The 22,190-nt window shown below is 63.1% G+C and carries 7 protein-coding genes; all 7 read right to left on the reverse strand.

Translation table 11 applies throughout. The features are described 5' to 3' along the window. Window positions 1–7 precede the first annotated feature (7 nt). Window positions 8–1,807, reverse strand: coding sequence for a DUF2341 domain-containing protein (locus tag ACYZTY_RS14555; RefSeq protein WP_461959095.1), 1,800 nt, complete (start codon window positions 1,805–1,807; stop codon window positions 8–10). A gap of 22 nt (window positions 1,808–1,829) precedes the next feature. Continuing rightward, window positions 1,830–3,419, reverse strand: a complete 1,590-nt coding sequence (locus ACYZTY_RS14560) for a ShlB/FhaC/HecB family hemolysin secretion/activation protein (protein ID WP_461959096.1) — start codon at window positions 3,417–3,419, stop codon at window positions 1,830–1,832. Between the two features lie 53 nt (window positions 3,420–3,472). Further along, window positions 3,473–4,075 carry a transposase gene (locus tag ACYZTY_RS14565; protein WP_461959324.1) on the reverse strand — a complete coding sequence of 201 codons (603 nt, stop codon included), beginning with the start codon at window positions 4,073–4,075 and terminating at the stop codon, window positions 3,473–3,475. A gap of 978 nt (window positions 4,076–5,053) precedes the next feature. Beyond that, a complete protein-coding gene (locus tag ACYZTY_RS14570; RefSeq protein ID WP_461959097.1) occupies window positions 5,054–17,692 on the reverse strand; it encodes a filamentous haemagglutinin family protein in 12,639 nt (4,212 codons plus the stop codon). 210 nt (window positions 17,693–17,902) lie between these two features. Continuing rightward, window positions 17,903–19,075 carry a substrate-binding domain-containing protein gene (locus ACYZTY_RS14575; RefSeq protein ID WP_461959098.1) on the reverse strand — a complete coding sequence of 391 codons (1,173 nt, stop codon included), beginning with the start codon at window positions 19,073–19,075 and terminating at the stop codon, window positions 17,903–17,905. Between the two features lie 364 nt (window positions 19,076–19,439). Further along, window positions 19,440–20,651 carry a type II secretion system inner membrane protein GspF gene (gene gspF / locus ACYZTY_RS14580; RefSeq protein ID WP_461959099.1) on the reverse strand — a complete coding sequence of 404 codons (1,212 nt, stop codon included), beginning with the start codon at window positions 20,649–20,651 and terminating at the stop codon, window positions 19,440–19,442. Next, window positions 20,651–22,069, reverse strand: coding sequence for a type II secretion system ATPase GspE (gene gspE, locus ACYZTY_RS14585; RefSeq protein WP_461959100.1), 1,419 nt, complete (start codon window positions 22,067–22,069; stop codon window positions 20,651–20,653). Before gspE ends, gspF begins: the two co-directional genes overlap by 1 nt. Window positions 22,070–22,190: the final 121 nt, after the last annotated feature.

Consider the following 22,190-nt stretch of genomic DNA (forward strand, 5'->3'; position numbering starts at 1 on the left):
ATGCTCCTCAGGCCGGTACGGACGATGGGGTTTGATTGCCACGGCGATGAGCCGCTTCGCTGAACTGGCTTTCACCGTGCATCTCCGCCAGGCGGGTGATGAACTCATCGACGAACACCCGCATGTCGGCGCTGACTTCCTTGTTGCGCGTGATCAGGCGGTTGTAGCCAAACAGCGCCGGGATCGCGACGAACAGGCCCATGGCCGTGGCCAGCAATGCCGCAGCCATGCCCGGCGCGATGGCGTTGATGTTGACGTCGCCGGCCATGGCCGTGCCGAGGAACACCACCATGATCCCCAGCACGGTGCCAAGCAGGCCGATGTAAGGCCCACCGGCAATAGCGTTGGACAACGTCGAGAGTTTGGCGCTGAGCGCCTGGTTTTCCCGGGTGCGTACCCCGTCCATCGAGCAACGGATGGCTTCGATGGTCGCCGCCGAGACCGATGAGGTGTCGGCGCCCTGCTCACGGCGGGTGCGGATTTCCTTCACCGCGACCTGATACAAACGCCACAGCGAGGAATACTGAAGACGCTGGGCGAGTTCCTGGTTGTCGGCAAACATTTCCAGGCGCGTACCGACCTTCGCGAACTGCTCGCGAAAGCTTTCATTAGCGGCGCTGACGCGACTGACCATGCGGTTTTTGCGGATCATGATGACCCACGACTGGAACATCATCAGCACCAGCACGGCGATGATCACCCACGCGTCGATCGGTACCGCGTTGAGCAGAAAGCCGAGGCTGCCGAAGCCATAACCCGACTGTTCTTCATCGACGCCGTAGGCCACCAGTTTTGACTCGGCGCCCTGGGAATTCGCATCTGCCTGCAACTGTGCGGCAGGCCGGGCGATCTTGGACAGGCGCAGTTCATCCATGGCGCCGTTGAAGGGCAAATAAGCGCTGGCGGACAGGTCGGCGCCGATGGCCATGGCCGAATTGAAGGCTGGCATTGCCACCGCAAGGCTCGCGGTTTCGCGACCGTTGACGTACAGCGAGACCTTGCTGCCTTCAGCGGTCAGCGCCAGGTGCTGCCATTGGCCTGGGTTCAGCGGTTGAGTGGACACCGCGCGTTGACCGTCGATTTCCACAAACGGCATGCCTTGGTTCAACCCCAGCAACAGGCTGTTCGCGCCTTCGCGGCGGGCCAGCACCAGTTGCTCGCCATTGGCCTGATCCAGACGTAACCAGGCACTGAAGGTGAATGCACTGCCCGCGTTGTGTTGCAACGACGGACTGGCGGGCAAGAGCAAGGGTTGACCGTTCCACTGCAAGGCACGGCCGATGACGCCGTCGAGGCTCGCACCCGTGGCGCTTTGCGCAGTGTTGCCATAAGCCGTGGTGTCTCTGGCCGGAGTGCCATTGGCGCCATCGAAGTGGTAGAGCGCGGTGTAATTGGGGTCGAACGTCAGCTGGCCGTTGCCGGTGGCCGGGGCTTTCTGGTTGCCGTAATACATCCAGAGGTCCTGACGCTGGCCACCCTCGACTTTCGGTACGTCGACCCAAATCAGCGCCATGCCCATCAGCGGATCGAAGCTTTCGATCTGGTGGTTGAGCACAGTCTTGTCATCGGCGGCGACGAAGCGCAGGTCCGAACCGTCTTCCTTGACGCCGTCGAAGGTGAAGTTGCCGGTGTGCAGGCGCACCAGCAGCGCGGTACGTCCCAGCGCCTGGTTGATCGCCGCGCCCTGGGGCGTGGTGTCCACCGAAATCTGTTTGCGGTAATGCCAGTCGTCCTGCCACCACGCCTGGGCGGTGGCCGGGAGTACGAAGCCCAGGCAAATCAGGAAGGTGATGAATAAGCGCTGCATGAAGAGTTACTCCGTGTAGGGGTCAGAATGTCGCTTGCAGGTTGAAATGCAGGCGCGATTCCTGTTTCGAGGTATTCGGCCCTTCGAGTAGCGGGTAGCCCCAATCCAGGCTGCCGGAAAGCCATTTGCTCAAGCTCGCGCGGGTGCCCAGGCCGACACTGGCCAGGGCGTAATCCGCGTCCTGATCGGGGAGCTCGTCACGCAGGTACAACTGGGCGCCTTCGGCGAAGGCATACAAACGCCATTCCTGGACGTAACTGCCCAGGTACTTGGCGAGGGACGGCGTGCGTAGCTCCTGGCTCAGCAGGTAGCCGTCGTCGCCGGTACGCTCGGCGGCCAGATAGCCGCGCACCGAGGTCGCACCGCCGGCGGAGAATTGCTCGTTGGAAACCAACGGCCCGGAGGCCAGTTGGAACGCGATCTTGGATGCGCTCTGCCAGTCATTGGCGAAGGTGTAGGTGTAATTGCTGTCGCCCTTGAGCACGGCGAAACTCGGGTTGGAACGGTAGCGCTTGTAGTCGAAGTCTTCGTCGGAGCTGCCATAGCCAAACAGACTGCGCGTGCCGGCCACGAGGCTCAGGCCAAGTCCCAACTGTGAGTTTTCGGTGTAGCGAAAGCCGTTGTAGGCGAAGGTGAACGGCGCATATTGAAGCGGTACCTTGTCACTCTCGCCGGACAGCGTCAGGCGTTCGTCGAAGTCCTTGAAGTCGACCCCGGCCGACAGCGAGTTCGACCAGTTGCCGCTCGATGGCAAGGTGTAAATCGCCGAGATCCCATAGGAGTGCCCCTTGCCCAGCACGTTGCTGCCGCCGATGGTGGCGACGTTACTGTCGGACTGATAACCGGACAGCTGCACACTCCACCGTTCACTGAGCGGCGCGGTGTAGGAACCGGACCAGACCTTGGCGTTGTCGGTGTCCTGGGGGGCGGTGAAGTACGTCAGCGAAATACTGTGCCCGAGCTGCCAGAGGTTGTTGTAGCCCAGGCTGGTGACGGCGCGCAGCTTCTCGGTGTCGGCGCTGTAATCATTGTTCAGACCCACGCTGGCCTGCCACGGATTCTGGTCCTCGACCTGCAAGTCGACGTCCATGGTTCCCGGGCGTTGACCTTCACGCACCAACGGCATGACTTGCCGACCCGGCGTTTTGTTGAGTTGCGCCAGTTCGCTCTGGACCTTGCTGAAATCCGGCACCTCGCCTTCCTTCAGCGCCGGCACCTCTTCACGAATGTCCAGCGGCGAATAGTGTTTGGCACCGACCACGCGCACCCGTCCGACCTTGGTTTCGCTGACTTGCAGGTAGACGATGCCATCGTCGACTTTCTGCTCTGGCAACTCGACGAACACCGACTGATAACCGCGAGCCTGATACGCTTTCTGCAACGCCTCGCGGGCGCCTTCGATATCGCTCAAGGCCTTTTGCGGGCCGAGAAACGGATACACCGCTTCTTCGATCGCCCGTGCATCGAGCACGGTATTGCCGCGCACGAAATACTCGTTCACGTCTACCAGCCTGGTCGGCGCCGCCGCGTCTTCGGCGAATGCCGGCTGCGCGCCAGCCGCCACCAGCAGCCAGCTCCACAGCGCCAGCCGTGACTTGAAAAGATGCTCCACACCACCCCCTGAATTCGAAATGACCGTCGCTGTTTGCCCAGCGTTTGGCCCACTCAATTGCTTGCTGTCGATGTCGCAGCGTGTTTGCCCAGCCAGGTGTGCAGCAGCGCAAAGTTCAACGAGAACTCGGGCATTTGCAGCAAGGCACCGCAGAACACTTCGCCAATGATTTTCTGAATCACCTGCACCGCCCGCGGATTGTTCAGAAGCGTGGCGATGTCGCGGCTCAATACGTTGAAGCTCCAGACCTTCTGATTCAGGTCCAGGCCGACGAACCAGCGGAACAGCAGGTTGTAATTGAGCTGTTCGTACAACTGCTGCTCGCTGGGCACTGAATAGAGCAACTGCAACAGCAGGATGTGCATGACGGTTTGCGGGGCAATGAGCATCCCTGACTCGGCGTTGAGGCTGTGCAGAACGTCGCGATGATCGTCGAGCAGGTCATCGATTTGTGGGCGCAGCAGCACCAGTGAATGGCCCGGCGGGATGTAGCTGGACACTTCCTTCAAAGCGCCCTGCCAGTCATCCTGCGACACGATCCAGACCCATGGCGCGCCGTAGCGATAGACCGAAACCGGCTTCTTGCGCGCGGCTTCGACGATCTTCGACAGGCGTTGATCGAGTTCCTGCATGCCCACTTTCGAGTAGCGTTCCATAGTCCCCATTGCCTCACTCCCGGCGTCCCGCCTCGGCTTAAAAAAGTGGCCTTTCGGCCCCCTCAAGCGCGTCACATAGGCATGACCGGACTGGCGATGTGCTACCGAACTTTTGTCACAAAAGCTTCATTCCCGGGGTTGGTTTTTTTTGCGGGGATCCTGAATTGGGGGCATATCCGTTTCTGCGGTAGCGGCTTCTATTGGTTCCGCCCTTACGGCGGGTCACTTGGAAGAGCCCCAAGTAACCAAGGGCTCTTGCCCCTGACGTTCGGTGCCTCGCCTAGGCTCGGCATGCCCTCGCTCCGGTCCTGCTCCGTGGGCCCGCCGCCATCGGCCATCCATGGCCGGGGGCGGCTAACCCGGCATCCATGCCGGGTTGCCCACTGCGCAGAACCTCCACTCGGCCTCTCGAGGGGGCGGTGCATCAAGATCAAAAGCTGCAGGCGAGCTAACGCTCGGCCTATTGAGTGGTGAAGAGCGAGAGCCGTACACCGATCTGCTTTATGTAGGAGTGAGCCTGCTCGCGATGGCGGTGTGTCAGGCAAAGTGATGTTGACTAAACCGCCGCCATCGCGAGCAAGCTCGCTCCCACAGGTGTGAGGTTGCTTTGGCTTGGCTTTGGCTTTGGCTTTTGACGTTGATCTTGATCTTGATCTCTCGCCCCTTCGGCAGGCCGAGCGTAGGTGTTCATCAGGGGGTTAGGCGCGCAGCGCCGTGCGGCGAAGCCGCACACATCGAGAGGAGGTCGTCGCGAAGCAGACCGTAGGCGATGCCCCCTGATGGACACCGTAGCGAGGGAACGCGGAGCCTCAGCGAGGCGCCGTACGCCGGGGCGAAGCCTTTTGGTTCCTTTTTGGCGTTTGAAAAAGGGACTCGCTGTAAGAGCGAAACCGCCCGCAGCCGTTACCGCAGAAACGGATATGTACACAGCAAAAAAAAGGCGACCCAAAGGCCGCCCCAAACGTTACAACGAGAGTTCTACAACGTGAGGCTCCCCCGCTCCTCGTCAGTCAACCGCTGCCGCGCGGACTCATCCAGCACCCCCGCCCCCAGCACCTGCACCGGGCTGTCCGGGTTATATCCGGCCGCTGGCGCACGGCTGGCGCCATCACGCGACGGAGCCAGTTGCTCAGAGCCGAAACTCAGCACCTGCACGGTAAACACCGACGCCTGATGCTGCCGCGCCGCAGCCTGCTGCTGCCGTGCCACGTCCTCCGCTGCCTGGGTCGCCGACGATGCCGCCGAACTGGCGGAAGTGATCGCCCCGGTGTTCACCGATGCCGTGACCGGCACCCCGGTCGATTTGCCCTGGGTCTGGATGTTCGCCGCATTCACCACCGTCAGCGCCGCGATATTTACGTTGCCGGAAACACGGATCCCCGCCTCGCCCGCATCGATCGTACCCAGCGGCGCGATCAGGTCGATGTCACCCGGCGCCACTTCAGGAATCGGGTTGAGCGTCGCAATACCGGCCCCGGTGCTCGGCACCGACGGCGACAGAGTCACGTTGCCCCAGGTGTCATACAGACGCTTGGGCGGCGTGTAGACCACCGTGGTTTTCGAACCACGACCGGCGTTGATATCGCCTTCGGCCGACCAGCCCATGATCGAGCCACCGAACGTGGTCATGATCCGGCTCTGGCCGAGCAGGATGCTGCCTTTGGCGTACAACTCAATGTCGCCCTCGCCCTGGGTGATCACCCCCGCCGTGGACGGCGGTGCCGTGCCTTCGATACCGAAGATCTGTCCACCGCCCGGCGTCAGCATCTGGATACCGCCACCAAAGTCGGTGTGGACACCCGCGCCACCGTACATCGTGATATCGCCCTGGTAAGCGATCGGATTCCCGGCCACGTCTTTTTCCGGAAACAACCCGGCGATGGCCTCTCGACCTCGCAGGTAACTGCCCTGACGCGGGCCGCCCTTTTCGTTGTACTCGCGACCACCGGCCTTGAGTTCGGCGAAGTACACCTCACGGGCAAACACTCGACGCTGTTCGGCCGGCAAGGCCGCGTAGAAACTGCGCGCCTGCTGCGGGTTACCGCTGAAACCATAACGGGCAGCCAGCCAATTGATCAGTTCGGTTTCGTAGGTCTTGGCGACTTTGCCGTCCTGGCTGGCCAGCGAAAGACTGCTGGCCGCCTGGTTCGCGGCAGACAGGTAGGCGCTGACGAAGCGATCGTAGTCAGGGCCGTCGGGGCCGACCCCGGCCTGCATGACAATACTTGCGCCGGCTCGGGAATCTCCCGGTACCACTGAGCCAATACTGGTGACGCCGACCTTGTCTTCCATCAGCAGATTGCGACCGGCACTGATCTCCAGCGTGCCGGGACCGGCGACGTTGAAATTGCTGTAGAGAATGTCGCGACCGGCGGAGACGATGGAGATGTCATTCGGGTTGTTGTGGATAAACAGGTTGCCAGCGCTGCGGTAGTTGCCCAAGGCATCGCTGGCGCCGGCCATTTCATCCTTTCCAAGCCCGGTGCCGCTGCTGACAATGTCTCGCCCGGCCATCATCCATACAGGTCCGCCGCCCTCGTACCAGGTGCTGCCAAAACGGCTATCGCCGATTGCCGAGATAAAGGTGACCGCACGACCGCTGGACACACCCAGCAGATCGCCGCTCATTGCATAGAAGCGTGCAGGTTCGCTGCCGGCTCGGGAGGACGCGCTGTTGGCGCCGAACGCAAACAACGGCAAGACCCCGCTGCTGACCGAGGCGCGATTGCCTTCCTCGGACAAATTGCTGCCGCCCGCGGCGCTCACGCCGTTGATGGTGCCGACGAACGCAGGACGCTGTGGTGTCGCTAACGCGTCCGCAGACGCCCCGGACTGGCTGACGGTAAAACCGCCCGCGTAGATCGAGTCGCCTGCCAGCATCTGCAACTGGCCGTTCTGCGAAGGCGCCAGCACCAACGGTTGTCGATAAAAAACATCGCTGTTGGCAACGGCGGCAGCCTTGCCGTAGTACAGGCTGCCGGCAGCCGCGACGGCCCTGAGGATCGAGGGGTAGATCACTGCCGCATCGCTGCCCACGGCCTGGGTGAACGGCGTGAGATTGCCGCCCGCCGAAAACAGGTCGATCGCGGTGTGGTCGGTCCACAAGGTGAACCAGCTGTTGCCAACGCCTGTTTCACCGGCGCTGGAAGTAAAGGGCGAACCGCTCATCAGCGGCGCACGTCCCGGGTCCGCCACATCCTGAAGCACCAGATCGCCGCGGGTCGACAAGCTGAACACCGCGTCCCCCGGCATCAGGGTCAGCCCCCCGGATGCAATGGCGCGGGTGGCCCGGAAAGAGTCATAGGCGCGGCTTTCCCCCGGTGACTGGTCCGTCGCCTGGCTTCCGTAATGCAGGGCAATGCTGCCCGTTGCGCCACTCTCGATTTGAGCGTGCCCCCGCAGGTCAATCACAGCGCCATTGAGATGATCGGCGACAATCTGGCTGGCTGGATTTAATGCACCGCTGACCCGCACATCAAGGTCACCCCCGCCGGTCAGCTGCACGCTGCCATCGGCGGCTACCCGGCCGGTGCCGCCTACTGCCAATACCAGCCCCTGGCTACGCGCGTTGATATTGGAGTTGAACGTGCTGCCAGCCAGCGTATTCAGTACCCCGGCATTCCCGCCCACCTGAACATTCAGGTCGCCACCGCCCAGCGTGCCGAAACCGGTGAAGCCCACCATCTGATCGGCACCGTTGGCGACCATTGAAGCGGTGTAGCTGCCGAAGTTGATCCACCACGCCGCAGGTTGCGTCGTACCGCCGGTGACCACTGCGCCGCTGCCTTGCCGCCAGAGCCAGTTGCCGGTGTTGACCGAGTCATAACCCACATCCGCCGGGTTAGGTCGGCCGAAAGCGCCCGCTGGCGCGGCAGCATTGCCAGTCAGATCGCCACCGACCTTGAGCAACAGGTTGCCGCCGCCGTCCGGGTACCACGCGCGATAGACGCTGTCGGCACCGCCATTGACCAGTTTTTCGTAACTGCCGTTTTCGTCGTTGAGCACCGTTCCCTTGGCGCCAAGGGCCTTGGGCTGGTTGAACGGGTCGCCAGGAAAAGTCGCGCTGGCCGACGTGCCGGCGGTGTAGACACCGAACAACGAATCCATGCGCAGGCTGCCACCGCTCAGCAGTTCGAGATCGCCGGTGCCGGTGCGGATCACGCTGAACCGGCTGCTGCCGGGCTTGAGTCCGTATTCGACTTTGCCGCCGGCGATGCAATAGGTCGGGGTGCTGGCGCAGAAGTCACCGACGTCCCCCACCAGTACCGGGTCTACCGGATCGCCCTCCACCACAATGACGCCGGCATCGGCGAGTTCAAGCACCGCCTGGGCACTCCATACGAACGTGACCGCAGGGGCACAATAGGTCGGCGTGCTGGCGCAGAAGTCTTCGACGTTGCCGACCAGGTCGGGATCTACCGGATCGCCTTCCTTGACGATGATCCCCGCGTCCGCCAGCTCCAGCACCGCCTGGGCACTCCAGACAAAACCGGCCTTGGGCGGCAACGCCTGGCCAAACATCCCATAGTGACTGTCGGCCAGACGCAAATCGCCATGGGCGGGATTGGCCTGCACGACACGACTGTCCGCTGCCGTGGTGTCCGCGCCGGAGACCAGGCGCAGCGACCAGGATTGCGAACCGTCGGCGAGCATCGGCGCGATCGCCCAGATCGCGCCCTGACGGCCTGCCACTTCCGGACGCAACTGGACTGAATCTACCCCGGTGGGCAATTTCACATCGGTGCCGGACGGGATCAGCGAGCCCCGATTCAGCGCCAGGCTGCCATTGAGTTTCAACACATTGTTCTGTGGATTGCCCGCACCTTCGACATTCGGCAACGGCACGCCCTTGGGCCAGGTAAAGGCGCGCAACGAAGCACTGCTGGTCAGCAGGCTGCCGGCATCCAGTTGCGAGCCGGCGGCCAGGGTCAGGTTCTGATTCAGTAACGTCCCGGCGGCGAACAGGACATTGCCCGAACCATCGCGTACAGCGGCCGCGAGAACGGTGCCCGCCGGCAACAGCAACGGCTGATCGAGGGTCACGGCTACCGGCAAACGGGTGCCGGCGGCCAGGCTCACGTCTTTGATCGGCACGTCGTAGTTCAACGTCGTTCCGGCCGGGAACGCGGTGCCATCGGCCAGCGTCACGCCAGCGCCCGGCACCACGATATCGCCACCGGTGAAATCAATGCCGGGCAGCAAGGTCCAGCCTTTGTCGTCCTGCGTCGCCGGAGGCGGTGCAAAACCGTCGTTGATGCTGCCGTAGATACTCAGGTCGCCACCGGCGCGCAGGGTCAGGCTGCCGGACTCGCCGGAGCCATAAATCGACGTCCTCTGCGTATGAGGATTGACGCTCGCGTAGCGGTAACCCGACAGGTCAAGGTCGCCTTGCACCACAAGGTCGCCATCGGCGCTGGCACTGACAATCTCGACCCCCGGTCGCAGGTGGAACGCATCGGCATAACGGGCATTATTCAAGCCAGCCAGCTTGCGGTGCATCAAGTCGTTGTTGGCCAGTGCGGCGTTGATGAATTGCCCGCTCTGCACATGCTTGCCGTCCAGGTACGCCTGATCGATCACTTGATAGGGACGACCGCTAGCCGCCGGGTCAGCGCCCAGCGGTGCGTCGTCGTACTGCCAGGTGGCGTTCAGCGCGATGGACCGGGCGCCCTGGATATCCAGGTTGCCGCTGGCATCGATGGCGATGTCACCGTAGACCGGATCCGCAACACCGGGCCCCATGCGTCGGGCATTGAGTTCGAGGGTGCCGCGGGCGCGACCGTCGTTCTGCCCCGGCAAGGTACCGACAGCCACTTCGGTGCCGTGACGCAAGTCGATGCGCGCACCGTTCGCCAGGGTCAGCACGCCCTCGCGAGACGTCAGGTCGACCATGGCGCGGTTCGGCGAGTCGATGATCTTGCCGTAGCTGTCTACCCGCAGACGCTTGCCATGGGCATCGAGCACCGCGCCGCTGCCCAGGGTCAGGTTATTTTTTGCCGCCAGTCGAATACTGCCGACCCGTTCGCCACTGGCGTCCACCGTACCGTTGACCGACAGGCTGCCGTTATCCAGTGACACGGTGATGTTCGACGCTTTCAGATCGCTGCCGATCGCCAGGTCGCCTTGTTTGAGCTGGAAGCTGCGCGCGCCAAACACCTCACCCTGATTCAAACGCTGGTTCAGGGCCGCGAATTGTTCACTCAGGTTGCCGCTGCCACCCAGGCGTTGTGCCTGGATCTCGACCTCACCGGCCTGGTACGGCATCGACGTGCCGCCGGCGTCGAAAAAGCCACTGCTGCTGCCCAGAATGCTGCCTTGCAGGTCGACCACCCCGGCGGCCGGGTCCAGTGCCACGGCACTGAGTTGGCCGGCGCGATTGTTGCGGGCCGACAGATCAATCCGCGAACCGGCGCTCTGCAGAATGTTGCCGTTGCGGCTCTGCAGAATGACTTCGCCGCCGCCGCTGTATTTGGTCAGGTCATTGAAGGTGATGGCCCGCCCGGCCACATCGATCAGGGAGCCATCGGCCAGCGTCAGATCACGGGTCGCATTGAGGGTCAATTTACCGCTGGGCAACACCACCGCACTGGCCAGGCTGATCCGGCTGCCGCTCAGCAACAGTTCGGCACCCAGGCCGACAGCGCCGGCTCCAGCTCCGGCATTCGCCGCGCCGCTCACATCAATGGCACCACCGGCGGTGATGCGGTTGACCGAACCGGCTTCACCGGTCATCAACGGTGTGACCATGTTCAGGTTGCCGCCGCTGTAACTGAAACCCTTCTGCGCGTCGAAAGCGCCCTGGGCCTGGTACACCGCGAGGCTGCCTTTGTGATTGGCCGTGATGCGCTCGCTGGCGCTCAGGTTGACGTCGGCAAACCCCAACGCCAGACGATCAAGGCTGGCAACAGAATCAGGCTGGGCGAAATCACCGTAACCGAACTCGATGCGCTCGGCCTGAATGTCCAGGCGCCCGCTGCCGGTGCCGGCGCCGGCGCCGGCGCCGTCGGCGATCACGGTGCCGGGTGAGCCTTGGGCGCCGTTCCAGATCAGGTTGGAGGTGTGGATCGTCGCCACGTCGTTCGCACCGCCCGCACCATACATCGCCGGGGTCGTGAGCATCAGATTGCTCAGGCGCGAGCGACCGGTCTGGGCGTCGTAGGTGTCGAGGGTGGCGCTGCCATAGAAGTTCATCGCCTCGCGGGCGGACAGCTCCAGGGTTTCCAGTGCAGGGGCACCGTACTCGGTGTCACCTCGCAGCAAGCGCTCAAGCACCGGCTGGCTCAAACTCAAACCGGTGGGCAACACGTGGCGCGTCGCCGCATCGGCGAGTGCCTGGCTGCTGCCGACGTTGATGTTGCCCACGGCCAGGGTCAGGTGGCGAGTGCCATAGCGAACCTGATCGCCCAGCTCCAGGGTTGTGCCTGTCGCCGCGACGATGCTGCCGTCGGAGTACAGCCGTGTCTGGCCGGTGCAGGGCGTGCTGTCGCAACCACCCACGCTGATCGAACCACTCACGGTATTGGGCGCGAGCCGCACGTTGAGCAAGCCGTTGGAAACCGCGAGCAGGTTTGTCGCCTGGTAGATGAAGCCGTCCCGGGCATCGAACGACGCCGCGCCTCGGCCGATGGTGTTGATCATCGCCCCCTGTTCCACCACCAGATTACCGTTCCCCGTCACCAGGAAGACTTCCGGGGCAGAGAGGGTTGCACCCTGGCGCAGGGTAATGTTCGAACTGGCACCCACGCCGGTAAAGTTGATGTAGTTACCGCCCTGGCCATACAGCACGTAAGGCAGACGACCGACCATCAACCGCGTCGCTTGCAAGGCATTCAGACTGTCGGCATCCAGCGTGATACCGGCGAAGCCCGGGGTAGCCAGTTGCCCCGGTGCGACGATTTCCAGGTCGACATTGGGGATGACCGAAGACGCCACCACGGTTCCGCCGTACCCGCCCGGTGCAGCGTCGAACTTGCCGCTTCCGTTGAACGAAAACGCCTGTTCCTGTGCCCCCTTGAGCATTGCCAGCTTGAGGGTTTTCGCGTCCATCGGCAGCATGGCTCGCGGAACGCCTGAGCGCGCGGCATCGGCCATTGCAAACTGGGCGTAACTGGTTTCGTTGTATTGCGAATAGCGGCGCAAGACGTCGCCCGACGTCAGGATCAACTGGCTGGTGATGCTGTCACGCAGTCCGGTATTGGCCACCGACAACGTACCGGCGGTGGTCCACGAACCATTGCGCATCCGTTGTGCGCCCGCCACGCTACCCAACCCCGCCAGACCGTTGACCTCGACCCGGAACGCTCCCGGCAGCAACGCATAGTTGGAAGGCATCAACGTGTAGGTGCCGGCTGCCAGCCCGGGCACGCCCGCACCGATAGTAACTTGACGACCGATCACCGGGTCGACGCCCCCGCCTTCGGCCGCCACGGGTGCGTACGCACTCTGGTTGCCCGGCACGATGGCGTACACCGGGTTGGTGGAAAGGCCCGGCAAGGTGAAACCACCGTTGGCGCCGATTTGCACCAGCGGGTTGTAGCGGGCGTCGGTCGAACCGCCGCGACCGGAGACAAACCCGGCCCCCAGCAGATCGCCGCCACCAGACAGGTCCAGGACAGACCCTGCCTGGGCCTCGATCGACTGGCCTCCGAGAATCACCCCGACGGTCAGATCACCGTTCTCGTTGAGAACAGATCCTTGTCCGACCAGCGCCACATTTTTGCCCCCGTAGCTGTAGGTCTGACCATCGACGGTGCCGCCATAGGGCAAGACCAAGCCTTTGCCGCTGACCGAAGTGAGGCTGCCGGACAGCAGTTGCACCTGAGTCGTCTTGGCCGCGGAAGTGTTGTCCGTCGTGCCCAGTTCGAGCTGGCCCAACGGTGCGCGAACCACGCCACCTTGTTTGATCGTTGCAGAACCCAGCTGTAACCGACCGAACACCGAGTACGGTACATCCGGGGTCACGTCACTGACGCGGCCGATGACCAACGCTCGCGACAGGTCATAGAACATTGACCCTGCCACAGACCCCATGCTCAAACCCGCCAGGACCCGGGCGCCGACGCCCGTGGCCGGGTACAGCTGTGCCGCCCGCAAGGTCATGTCGCCGGGGGTCACTATTTGCGTGGTAAAGCCGACCGGCATCCCCTGCCCCCCAGTACCGGCGAGGAAGCGCAGATCACCGCGACTGGTCAGTTCGACCCGGTCGAAACCGTCGCGCTCGACGGTAACGGTCGACGTGTCGGCGCGTCTGAACGTGCCCTTGTTGCTGAAGGTCACGCTGCCTTGAACATCAAGCAGGTCGGCATTGATCGAAAACAACGCCTGATTGGTCGACGAGAACACCGTGGCATCGAGCACCGGGCGGTTATAGCCGTCCTTGCCCGCGACCTCCGGGACACCGGCCAACAGCACATGCGGGGCGCTCAGTTCAACCCGGGAATTGCCGGCGGCGCCCTCGGCAAGGCCGATGCCCCGGGCATACAGATTCAGGCTTTGGCCGATGGTCAGCGACACATCGCCGGCCATGCTCAACAAACCATTGCTGAGCAGCGACACGGTGTCGAAACCGCCGGTCTGCACCTGATCGACCCCCAACCGGCCGCGACCGTAAACCAGCGAACCGGCGGCGTCTTCGGGCGAATCTTTCAAGGTCTCGGACACATGCGTCTGGCTGAGGATCAACTCACGGGCCTGCAACACCCGATCCGTGACACTGGCGTTCGGGTAATACGGAGTTTCGAGTGCCACCGCCAGATTGCCGCCCGCCGCACCCGCGCCGCCGGCCCGGGCGTTGAAGCGACCGTCCAGGTACAAGCCGTTGTTGGAGGCCAGGGAAATACTGCCGCCATTGCTCGCCACCCAGGTTTTGCCCTGGCCCGCAATGTCCAGCAAGGCCTGAGTGCCTGAGGCTTCCAGGCGCGAACCTTCGCGCAGCACCACGAACAGATCGGATGCCGTGGCCACCCCGGTTTTGCTGTCGATCTGGCCGCCGATCACAATCCTGCCGCCGTCACGCACCTGGCCATAGGTCCGGCCACGTGCATCGACCGCCGTTGCCGCGCGTGCCGCCACGTCGATCAGCGCCTGCTCTCCGAGCCAGATGGAGCGACCGTGGCCGGTGGCGTTCACGGCCTCGGACACCGGTTGCGCGACACTTAGCGCGCCCAGAGTGACCTGCCCGCCCCAGGCATTCAACGTGCCGTTGGCCGTCAATTGACCAATGCTGCGCAGGTTGATTGACTGGCCAGGATCGACGCTGATCACCGAACCCTGGCCGAGGGTCAACGCAGCACTGGCCATCTGCGCGGCGCCCGACAGCGATGTGCCGGCGTTCAGGTTCAGGCTGGCGCCGCGACGCTGGGTCAGCAGGCCTTTGAGCGGGTCTTCCTGATACAGGGTCGGCAACCAACGCTCAAGCGCCATCGCAGGTTCTGCGCCCGAGGCGGTGCCCGCAGCGTCTTCTGCAAATCGGTACGCCGGCGCGGTGACTTCGACCTGCGCACCGTCGGCGACGATCAAGCCTTCGTTGCCAGTGATGTCGTAGGCCGAAAAACCCTTGTTGAAGAAATCGGTCGCCAGGTTCAGCGAATCGCGGCCCGACGCTGTATCCGTGTCGCCAATCTGTACGGTGCGGGACTGGATTCTCAAGGTGCCACCACCCGTCACACCATACCCGCGCAACTCGGCCCCCAGGGTCAATTTCCCCGCGCCGGAAGCAACGCCATCAGCCGCCGCCAGGGTCAGGTCACCGCCCTTGCCCCCGCGGGTCTTGCCATCCGCGAGCACGGCGCCGCCGGACGACACATCGATCAGGCTGCCAGCCTGCAAATCGATGTCCCCGGAGCTGCGCAACGACACCGTGCCGCCATTGAGGTAAGGCAATCGGCTGGTGTCACCGGCATCCAGCAGCAGGTTGCTCCAGCGACCGGCCGTGTTCAGTTGCACGCCCTGCGCCACCGTCACCTGGGCCTTGTCGTTGCCATTGGGGGCCAGCACGACATCCCCCACCACGAAGCTGCGATCACTGGCCACTTGCTTGAGCACGTTGCCCAGACGGAGGCTGCCACCGCGCGCGGTGAGATCAGCGTTGGCGTTGACCTGGGGGGCATACAGCGTAATTTCGCCACCGTCAGCCACCACCAGCGGCGCATCGACCTGTACCTGTTGCCGCGCCGCGACGTTCACGGCGCCGAGCTGGAAACCATTGAGTTGATCGCTGTCCAGCTGCAGCTTGCCCTGGCGGTCACTGGCCACTGCCGACGTCAGGTCCAGGCCGGCGGCGATCTTCTGCTCGACATCGCCGATCAATACCTGATCCAGCATCGGGTTCAGGCCGCTGTTGACCACGCCCGTGGTCTTGTCGTAGACCGGCGTGTAATTGCCGACCAGCAACTGCGCCCGTCGAGCCACCGCTGTCTGCGATTGCCGGTAACCGTCAAGACTCGGGTTCGGTGCCTGGGTCTGACGTTCGCCCTTGAACACTTCACCGACAATCTGGCCTTCCAGCACCGCGCTGTTGGTCGCGACCACCAACTTGCCGGCATCGCGGCCCACGGTGTAGCCGTCTTCGTAACGTTGCTTTGGCGCGATCAAGGGGCTGTAGTAATAGGACGTCTGCCCCCAGCGCTGACTGTGGTCTTCGTAGCCGTTGTAAAACCCTGAATAGAGAATGTCCCCCGGTGCGCGCGACAACTCATACAACCGTCCATTCGGGCCCTTGAGCCAGGATTGCTGGACGAATCCACTCTGCACATCCAGCGTGCCGCCCGACAGGTTAAGCTGCGCGCGCTGCTGAGTGACCACATCGTTACCGGTGAAACTCAAGGTGCCGCCCTGGGCCATCCACTCGCCGACACTGTGGTTCTGTGTGCCGAGATAACCACCGACTTCGAGCAAACCACCGGCGGTGTACCAACGCTCGGTGGCGTAGCCGTTGGTGCCGGCGGCTACCTTCACCAGGTCACGCATGTCGACCCACACGTCACTGTTGCTCAGCTTGCCGCCCTCGCGGTTGACTGGCGCGTCACGCTGCTCGTTGCCCTGGACGTTGACCTTGATGCTGTTGGCTTCCATCGCCACCTTGACGCCGATGGCGCCGGACACGTCGATCACCGCGCCGTCGCGCACCAGGCTGCGAACCCCGGCGCTGACCGCGACCTGGCCGCCAGTGGCGAGGGTGATCGAACCGTTCTGGAAATCGACACTACCGCCGCTGACGATCTCCACCCGCGACTGATCGGTGCGGTCCGCCACCGCGCTGAGGTTGTTGAATCGGCCTGTGTTCAAGGTGTTGGAGGTGCCATCGAGCCCGGCCAAGGCGGCGTCACGCTGGCTGTTCAGGGCCTGGCCGCTGGCGGCGTCGAGGAGGATTGCCGTGGTACTGCCCTGGCCGAGTGTCACGCTACCGGTGCCGTCGGTGGCCGAATTGAGCAGGTGTACAGTGCCGCGAATATCGACTGAGGTGCTGGCCACGGCGACAGCGTTCTGCTGCACCTGATGACCGGTCAGCGTGATGTCGCCGGTGGACGCTTGAATCAGGCCGTTGTTGATCACCGTGCCGGCGCTGCTGCCCGTGTTCAGCGCAGTCGCCACTTCGTTGCCCCGGGTCGTCGAGCGCAGGTTGCCGCTGGTGCCGACACCCCGACGAATGTAAAAGCTGTCGCCAGCCGCCAATGTCGCCTGGCCTTTGGCGGTGACGATGGAACCAGCGTTCTCCACTTCGTTGCCGAGCAGCAGCGTGTAACCGCCAGCGTCGGTGGACGATGCCGCCTTGTGGGTTTCGATCAGGGCGCCACGCTCCACCAGCACTTTGCCGGCGGCATCGCTGAAGGTCGGCTGGCTACCGGTCGCATCGACGTACAGGCCACGCTGGCTGAACTGCTCATCGGTCATCGTCGCGGCGGCCGCCACCAGGTTGCGCACGTTGACCTGGCTGGTGCCGCTGAACACGATGCCGTTGCGGTTGATCAGCATCACCGTGCCGGCACCCTTGATCTGTCCCTGAATCTGACTCGGTCGCGCACTTGGGTCGTTGATGCGGTTCAACACCGCCCAGTTCGATTGCTGCTGAAAATCCACGGTGGTGTTGCGCCCGACGTTAAACGTTTCCCAGTTCAGGATCGCCTTGTCGGCCGTCTGTTGGACCTTCACCGTTGTCTTGCCGTCGGCCTGGGTTTGCTCGGGTGCCTGGGCATTGAGCCAGCCTTGGGTCAGGCTGTTGTCGACTTTCAAGCCACCCTCGCCCAATCCGTCCGGCACCGTTTGTACCCGGCCGAACGCGGCCTGCCGCCCTGCCGCTTGCGCCGCTTGTTGAGCGGCAATCGCAGCCACGGTGTTGTTGAGGTTGGTCAATGAGCGCTGCAACTGCTGATTGGCTTTTTGCTGCTGCGCCAGCGGTGGCGGCATGCCCGGCACTGTCGCACCGGGTCGCGTCGCGCCAGCCGACTGCGCGGCACCCTTGGCGGCAAACCAGCTGGAACTGAATGCCGTGGCCGCGTGGGCATTGCCGGCGACCATCAATAGCGCGACGGCCTGTGCCAACGGCTTGAGCCGCAGTATCGACAGCTCGCCATCACGACGCGGGGCATTCGGTTTTGCCAGAGGTTTGCAGCGCAGCATCACTACTCATCCTTTCGAATTGCAGAAGGTCTGCAACGCCGTGCCATCAAGCGGCCAGCGTTGCTTATAGGGGATAGTCGGTTACACCGGTGCGCGACCGAACTGCTGTCACGCAATGTTCATCTGATTGTTTTGCACAGGTCACACGCAAAAAATCAGCAACGGCTCACGCCGTTGCTGATCAGGTATTGCGGGTCGTTGAAGCGAGGGTTACAGCGGACGACCGATGGCGTTGCAGACGCTGGTGTTACCGATGCTCAGGCCGCTGGAGGCGGTGACGAAGCTGTTACGTACAGCGGTTTTCCAGGCCGAAGGCAGTGGCACGAAACGGTTGCTGCTGATGGCTGCGTCGTTGTTGTTCGCAGCCAGGGCACCGTAGTGACGGTTGAAGAACGCACGAACCTGTGTGGTCTGGGTCGCGTCGGCGTAGCACTGGCTGAACACCAGGTTGGTGAAGCCCAGGATCGGGTAGCCGGTGGTTGGGTAAGCGACAACGCTTGGATCGGACGGGTTGGTGGTGGCGGCGAACACTGGGACCCAGGCGTTCGGGTTGGACAGGTTGGCAGCAGCCGGCACGGCGACGGCGGCGATAGCGGCCGAAACGTTAGCGGGAGCTGGCGATACACCGGCGACCTTGGCGACTTTGGTGGCGTCGTCCAGGCCAGCAAGTGTTGGTGCTGCGTAGTCCGGGCTCATGTAGGTAATGCGACCGTCAACGGCATTCAAGGCATCCATCACGCCTTGGCTGGTCACGGCTGGAACGGCACCGGCCGGCAAGCCACCCGAGTAGCTGGAGGCGAAGCTGGTGGTGACGGCGAAGGTGCCGGTTTCAGCACACTTGGCGTTCAGGAAGCGAGTGAACAGCTCAGTGGTGCCGCTGCTTTCGTTACGGTAAACCACATTGATCGCGCCAGTACGGCCCGAACCGGTGATCTGGCTCCAGTCGGTCAGACGGCCGGAGAACACGCCGCACAGCTGGTTGACGCTCAGATCAACGTTGGCGGTGCCGGCCTTGTTGAACGGAATGGCAACCGAAGTGGCCACCGAAGGCACCTGGATCAGTGGACCCCAGGCAGCGCCATGCGCCGACACATAGTTGCTCAATTCGGTAGCGCTGAGTTTGGAATCGCTACCGGCCCAATGCACGTTCTTGCCGGTGGTGCCGGCCACGAACTTGGTGTAATCGTTGTTCAGGAAGGCAGCCTTGCCGTTGCCGCTGCCGACACCGATGTAGGCGGCGAAGCCAGTGGTCAGTACGCCAGTGGTCTGGTACAGCGGTTGTGGCAGGGTCGCGCCACCACCATTGATGTCAGCCATTGCAGCCTGTGCCGAGCACAGGGCAGCGAGGGTCAGGGATACCGCGAGAACGTTGCGCTTAAACATGAAGAATCTCCTTTCGTCGTGTTCGTACGTTGAGTGAGTTGCTCGTGCATGACGCCATGGCGCTCAAGTCCGTGGGGGTGAGGCCATGGAGTAGAAACTCGCAGCTTCCGGTGACAGAGAAAGGAAAAAACCTCGGGAGGTACGCGGTGATTTTCCAGCGAATTCTCGGGTGTTTGGAGGCGCTGTCAGGGGCGTCTGGCGCGCGGGTTTGAAAGGATTGGCCAAAGGTCGGCTGGAGGGCTTGATTCGTCGTTGTACATGACAGAACGACGAACCCGAGGAGGGAGGGATCGGGGTCGGGTGAGGCGTGGATCAGCAGAAAATAATCCAGGAGCTTGTGGTCAGTGATCCTGGCTTTGCGCCTTCACTGCACCAGTTGGTTGATCTCGATAATCGGCAGCAGCACCGCCATCACGATCACCAGCACCACCCCGCCCATGACCACGATCATCAGTGGTTCGAGCAGCGCAGTCATGCCCATTGCCCGGCGTTCGATGTCTCGGGACAGGGTTTGCGCCGCGCGCTCCAGCATCGGTGGCAGCGAGCCGGTTTTCTCGCCACTGGCGATCAAGTGGATCAATACCGGCGGGAAGACTTTCTCGACCCGCAACGCTGCCGCCAGGTTAACGCCCTCGCGCACCTTGGCGGTGGCGTCGCTGACACTCAGGCTGAGCCGATCGTTGGACAAGGTCTGGCGGGCCGCTTCCAGCGCACGCAACAACGGCACGCCAGCGCCGCCGAGAATCGCCAGGGTCGAGGCGAAACGTGCGGTGTTCAGCCCCAGGACAAATCGCCCGAACAGCGGTAAGCGCAGGATCCGGCTGTGCCAGCTCAGGCGTGCCGCCGGGTTGCGCAAATACAAGCGCCAACCCCAGAAGCCACTGGTGATCACGCTGAAACACAACCAGCCCCAACCGCGAATAAAATCACTGGCGTTGAGCATCGCCAGCGTCAGTCCCGGCAAATCCTGGCGGGCCTGTGAGAACGCGCTGACTACTTGCGGCACCACGTAGCTGAGCAGAAAGATCACGATGGCAATCGATACCAGCCCGACGACGCCCGGATAGATGAACGCCGTCAGGATCTTGCCCCGCAGGTTGTTGCGTTCTTCGATGTAATCGGCGAGCCGCTCCATGACCTGCGCCAGGTCGCCGGACTCCTCGCCCGCCGCAATCAACGCCCGATAGATCTCTGGAAAGTCCCGGGGGCGCGCCGCCAGCGCTTCAGCCAGGCGCATGCCACTGCGAACATCGGCGCGTACCGCGCTCAACGTCTGGGCGATGTGTTTGCGTTCGGCTTGTTCAACCGTCGCGCTCAACGCGGCTTCCAGCGGCAGGCTGGCGCCGAGCAGGCTCGCCAGTTGCCGGGTGGCCCAGGCTAAATCGTTGTCTGAGAGCCTGGCGTTGAACATACCGCCACCACCGCTCGCAGGGGTGTTGTTTTCAATCTGCACCAGCAACGCGGTCATTCCACGGCTGCGCAGTACACCGAACGCAGCACTCTGGCTGTCGGCCTCAAGGTGCCCGGTCTCAATCTTGCCGGTGGCATCGGCGGCTTCAAAACGGTAGCGGTTCATCAGGCATCCCGTGTCACGCGGTGGATTTCTTCCGGCGCAGTGGTGCCGCTGCGCACCCAACGCTCGCCATCTTCGCGCATGCTGAACATCCCGGCCTGACGGGCAGCGGCCCTTAATGCCTGCTCGCCGGCACCCTGATGAATCAGGCTGCGAATGTCGTCGTCGATGCAGAACAACTCATGAATACCGGTCCGCCCGCTGTAGCCGGTTTGGTTGCACACGGCACAGCCAACCGGGCGCCAGGTCCCGGGGACCGTCGGGTCCTCCTGTTTGCAGTGCTGACACAGCCGTCGCACCAGGCGTTGCGCGAGGACACCGAGCATTGATGACGCCAGCAAGAACGGTTCAACGCCCATGTCGATGAGTCGGTTGACGGCCGAGACCGCATCGTTGGTGTGCAGGGTCGCCAATACCAGGTGTCCGGTGAGCGATGCCTGCACGGCGATTTGTGCAGTTTCGAGATCGCGGATCTCGCCAATCATGATGATGTCCGGGTCCTGGCGCAGGATTGCCCTCAGCGCGAGGGCAAAGGTCATGTCGATTTTGGCGTTGACCTGAATCTGGCTGATGCCCGGCAAGTCGTATTCCACCGGGTCTTCGACGGTGAGGATGTTGCTGGTGCTGGCGTCCAGCCGGGCCAGCGCCGCATACAGGCTGGTGGTTTTACCACTGCCGGTCGGGCCGGTGACCAGCACAATGCCGTGGGGCTGGCGGATCAGGCTATCCAGTCTGGCCAACACCTGGGCGTCCATGCCCAGGGTCTCCAATTGCAGGCGCCCGGCCTGTTTGTCCAGCAGGCGCATCACCACCCGTTCGCCGTGGCCGGTGGGCACGGTGGAAACGCGAATATCGATTGGCCGACCGGCCACGCGCAAGGCAATGCGTCCGTCCTGTGGCAGGCGTTTTTCCGCGATGTCGAGTTGCGCCATGATCTTGATCCGCGAGACCAGTGCACCGTGCAGCGCCTTGCGCGGCGACACCACGTCACGCAGCGTGCCATCGACCCGGTAGCGCACCACCGAGTGGCTTTCATAGGGTTCGATGTGAATGTCACTGGCCTCGTCGCGCGCGGCTTGCGTGAGCAAGGCATTGATCATGCGGATTACCGGCGCGCCGTCCTGCGTGTCGAGCAAGTCGGTGATTTCCGGGATGTCCTGCATCAACCGGTCGAGATCGACTTCGTTTTCCGCCGCGCCGACCACCGCCGCCGCGCTGCCCGTGTCGGCGTAAGCGCTGGCGAGCAATCCATCGAGCTCCTCGTCGCGCACCCGCTCCAGCCGCGCCGGCCCGAACTGGCGCCGAACTTCACTGATCGACCAGCCCGGTGTCGACGGACACACGGTCAGCACCGCGCCCTCCTCGCCATTGCGCAACACAATCCGTTGAGCCTTGGCCCAGGCGTAGGGTAATGCGCTCATGAACAGGCCCCCTTGATCAATGAGTTCCCCACGTCCCCTGTAGCAGCTGGCGCCATGTGGCGAGGGGATTTATCCCCGTTCGGCTGCGCAGCAGTCGTCAATCCTGTAAGCGCGTGTTGCA

This window comes from Pseudomonas sp. LB1P83, assembly GCF_054897885.1.

What these genes read in the sequence shown, in the direction of transcription:
- ACYZTY_RS14555 (WP_461959095.1), bottom strand. Translation starts at nt 1,807, where the DNA reads ATGCAGCGCTTATTCATCACCTTCCTGATTTGCCTGGGCTTCGTACTC.
- ACYZTY_RS14565 (WP_461959324.1), bottom strand. Translation starts at nt 4,075, where the DNA reads ATGGAACGCTACTCGAAAGTGGGCATGCAGGAACTCGATCAACGCCTG.
- ACYZTY_RS14570 (WP_461959097.1), bottom strand. Translation starts at nt 17,692, where the DNA reads ATGCTGCGCTGCAAACCTCTGGCAAAACCGAATGCCCCGCGTCGTGAT.
- ACYZTY_RS14575 (WP_461959098.1), bottom strand. Translation starts at nt 19,075, where the DNA reads ATGTTTAAGCGCAACGTTCTCGCGGTATCCCTGACCCTCGCTGCCCTG.
- gspF (WP_461959099.1), bottom strand. Translation starts at nt 20,651, where the DNA reads ATGAACCGCTACCGTTTTGAAGCCGCCGATGCCACCGGCAAGATTGAG.
- gspE (WP_461959100.1), bottom strand. Translation starts at nt 22,069, where the DNA reads ATGAGCGCATTACCCTACGCCTGGGCCAAGGCTCAACGGATTGTGTTG.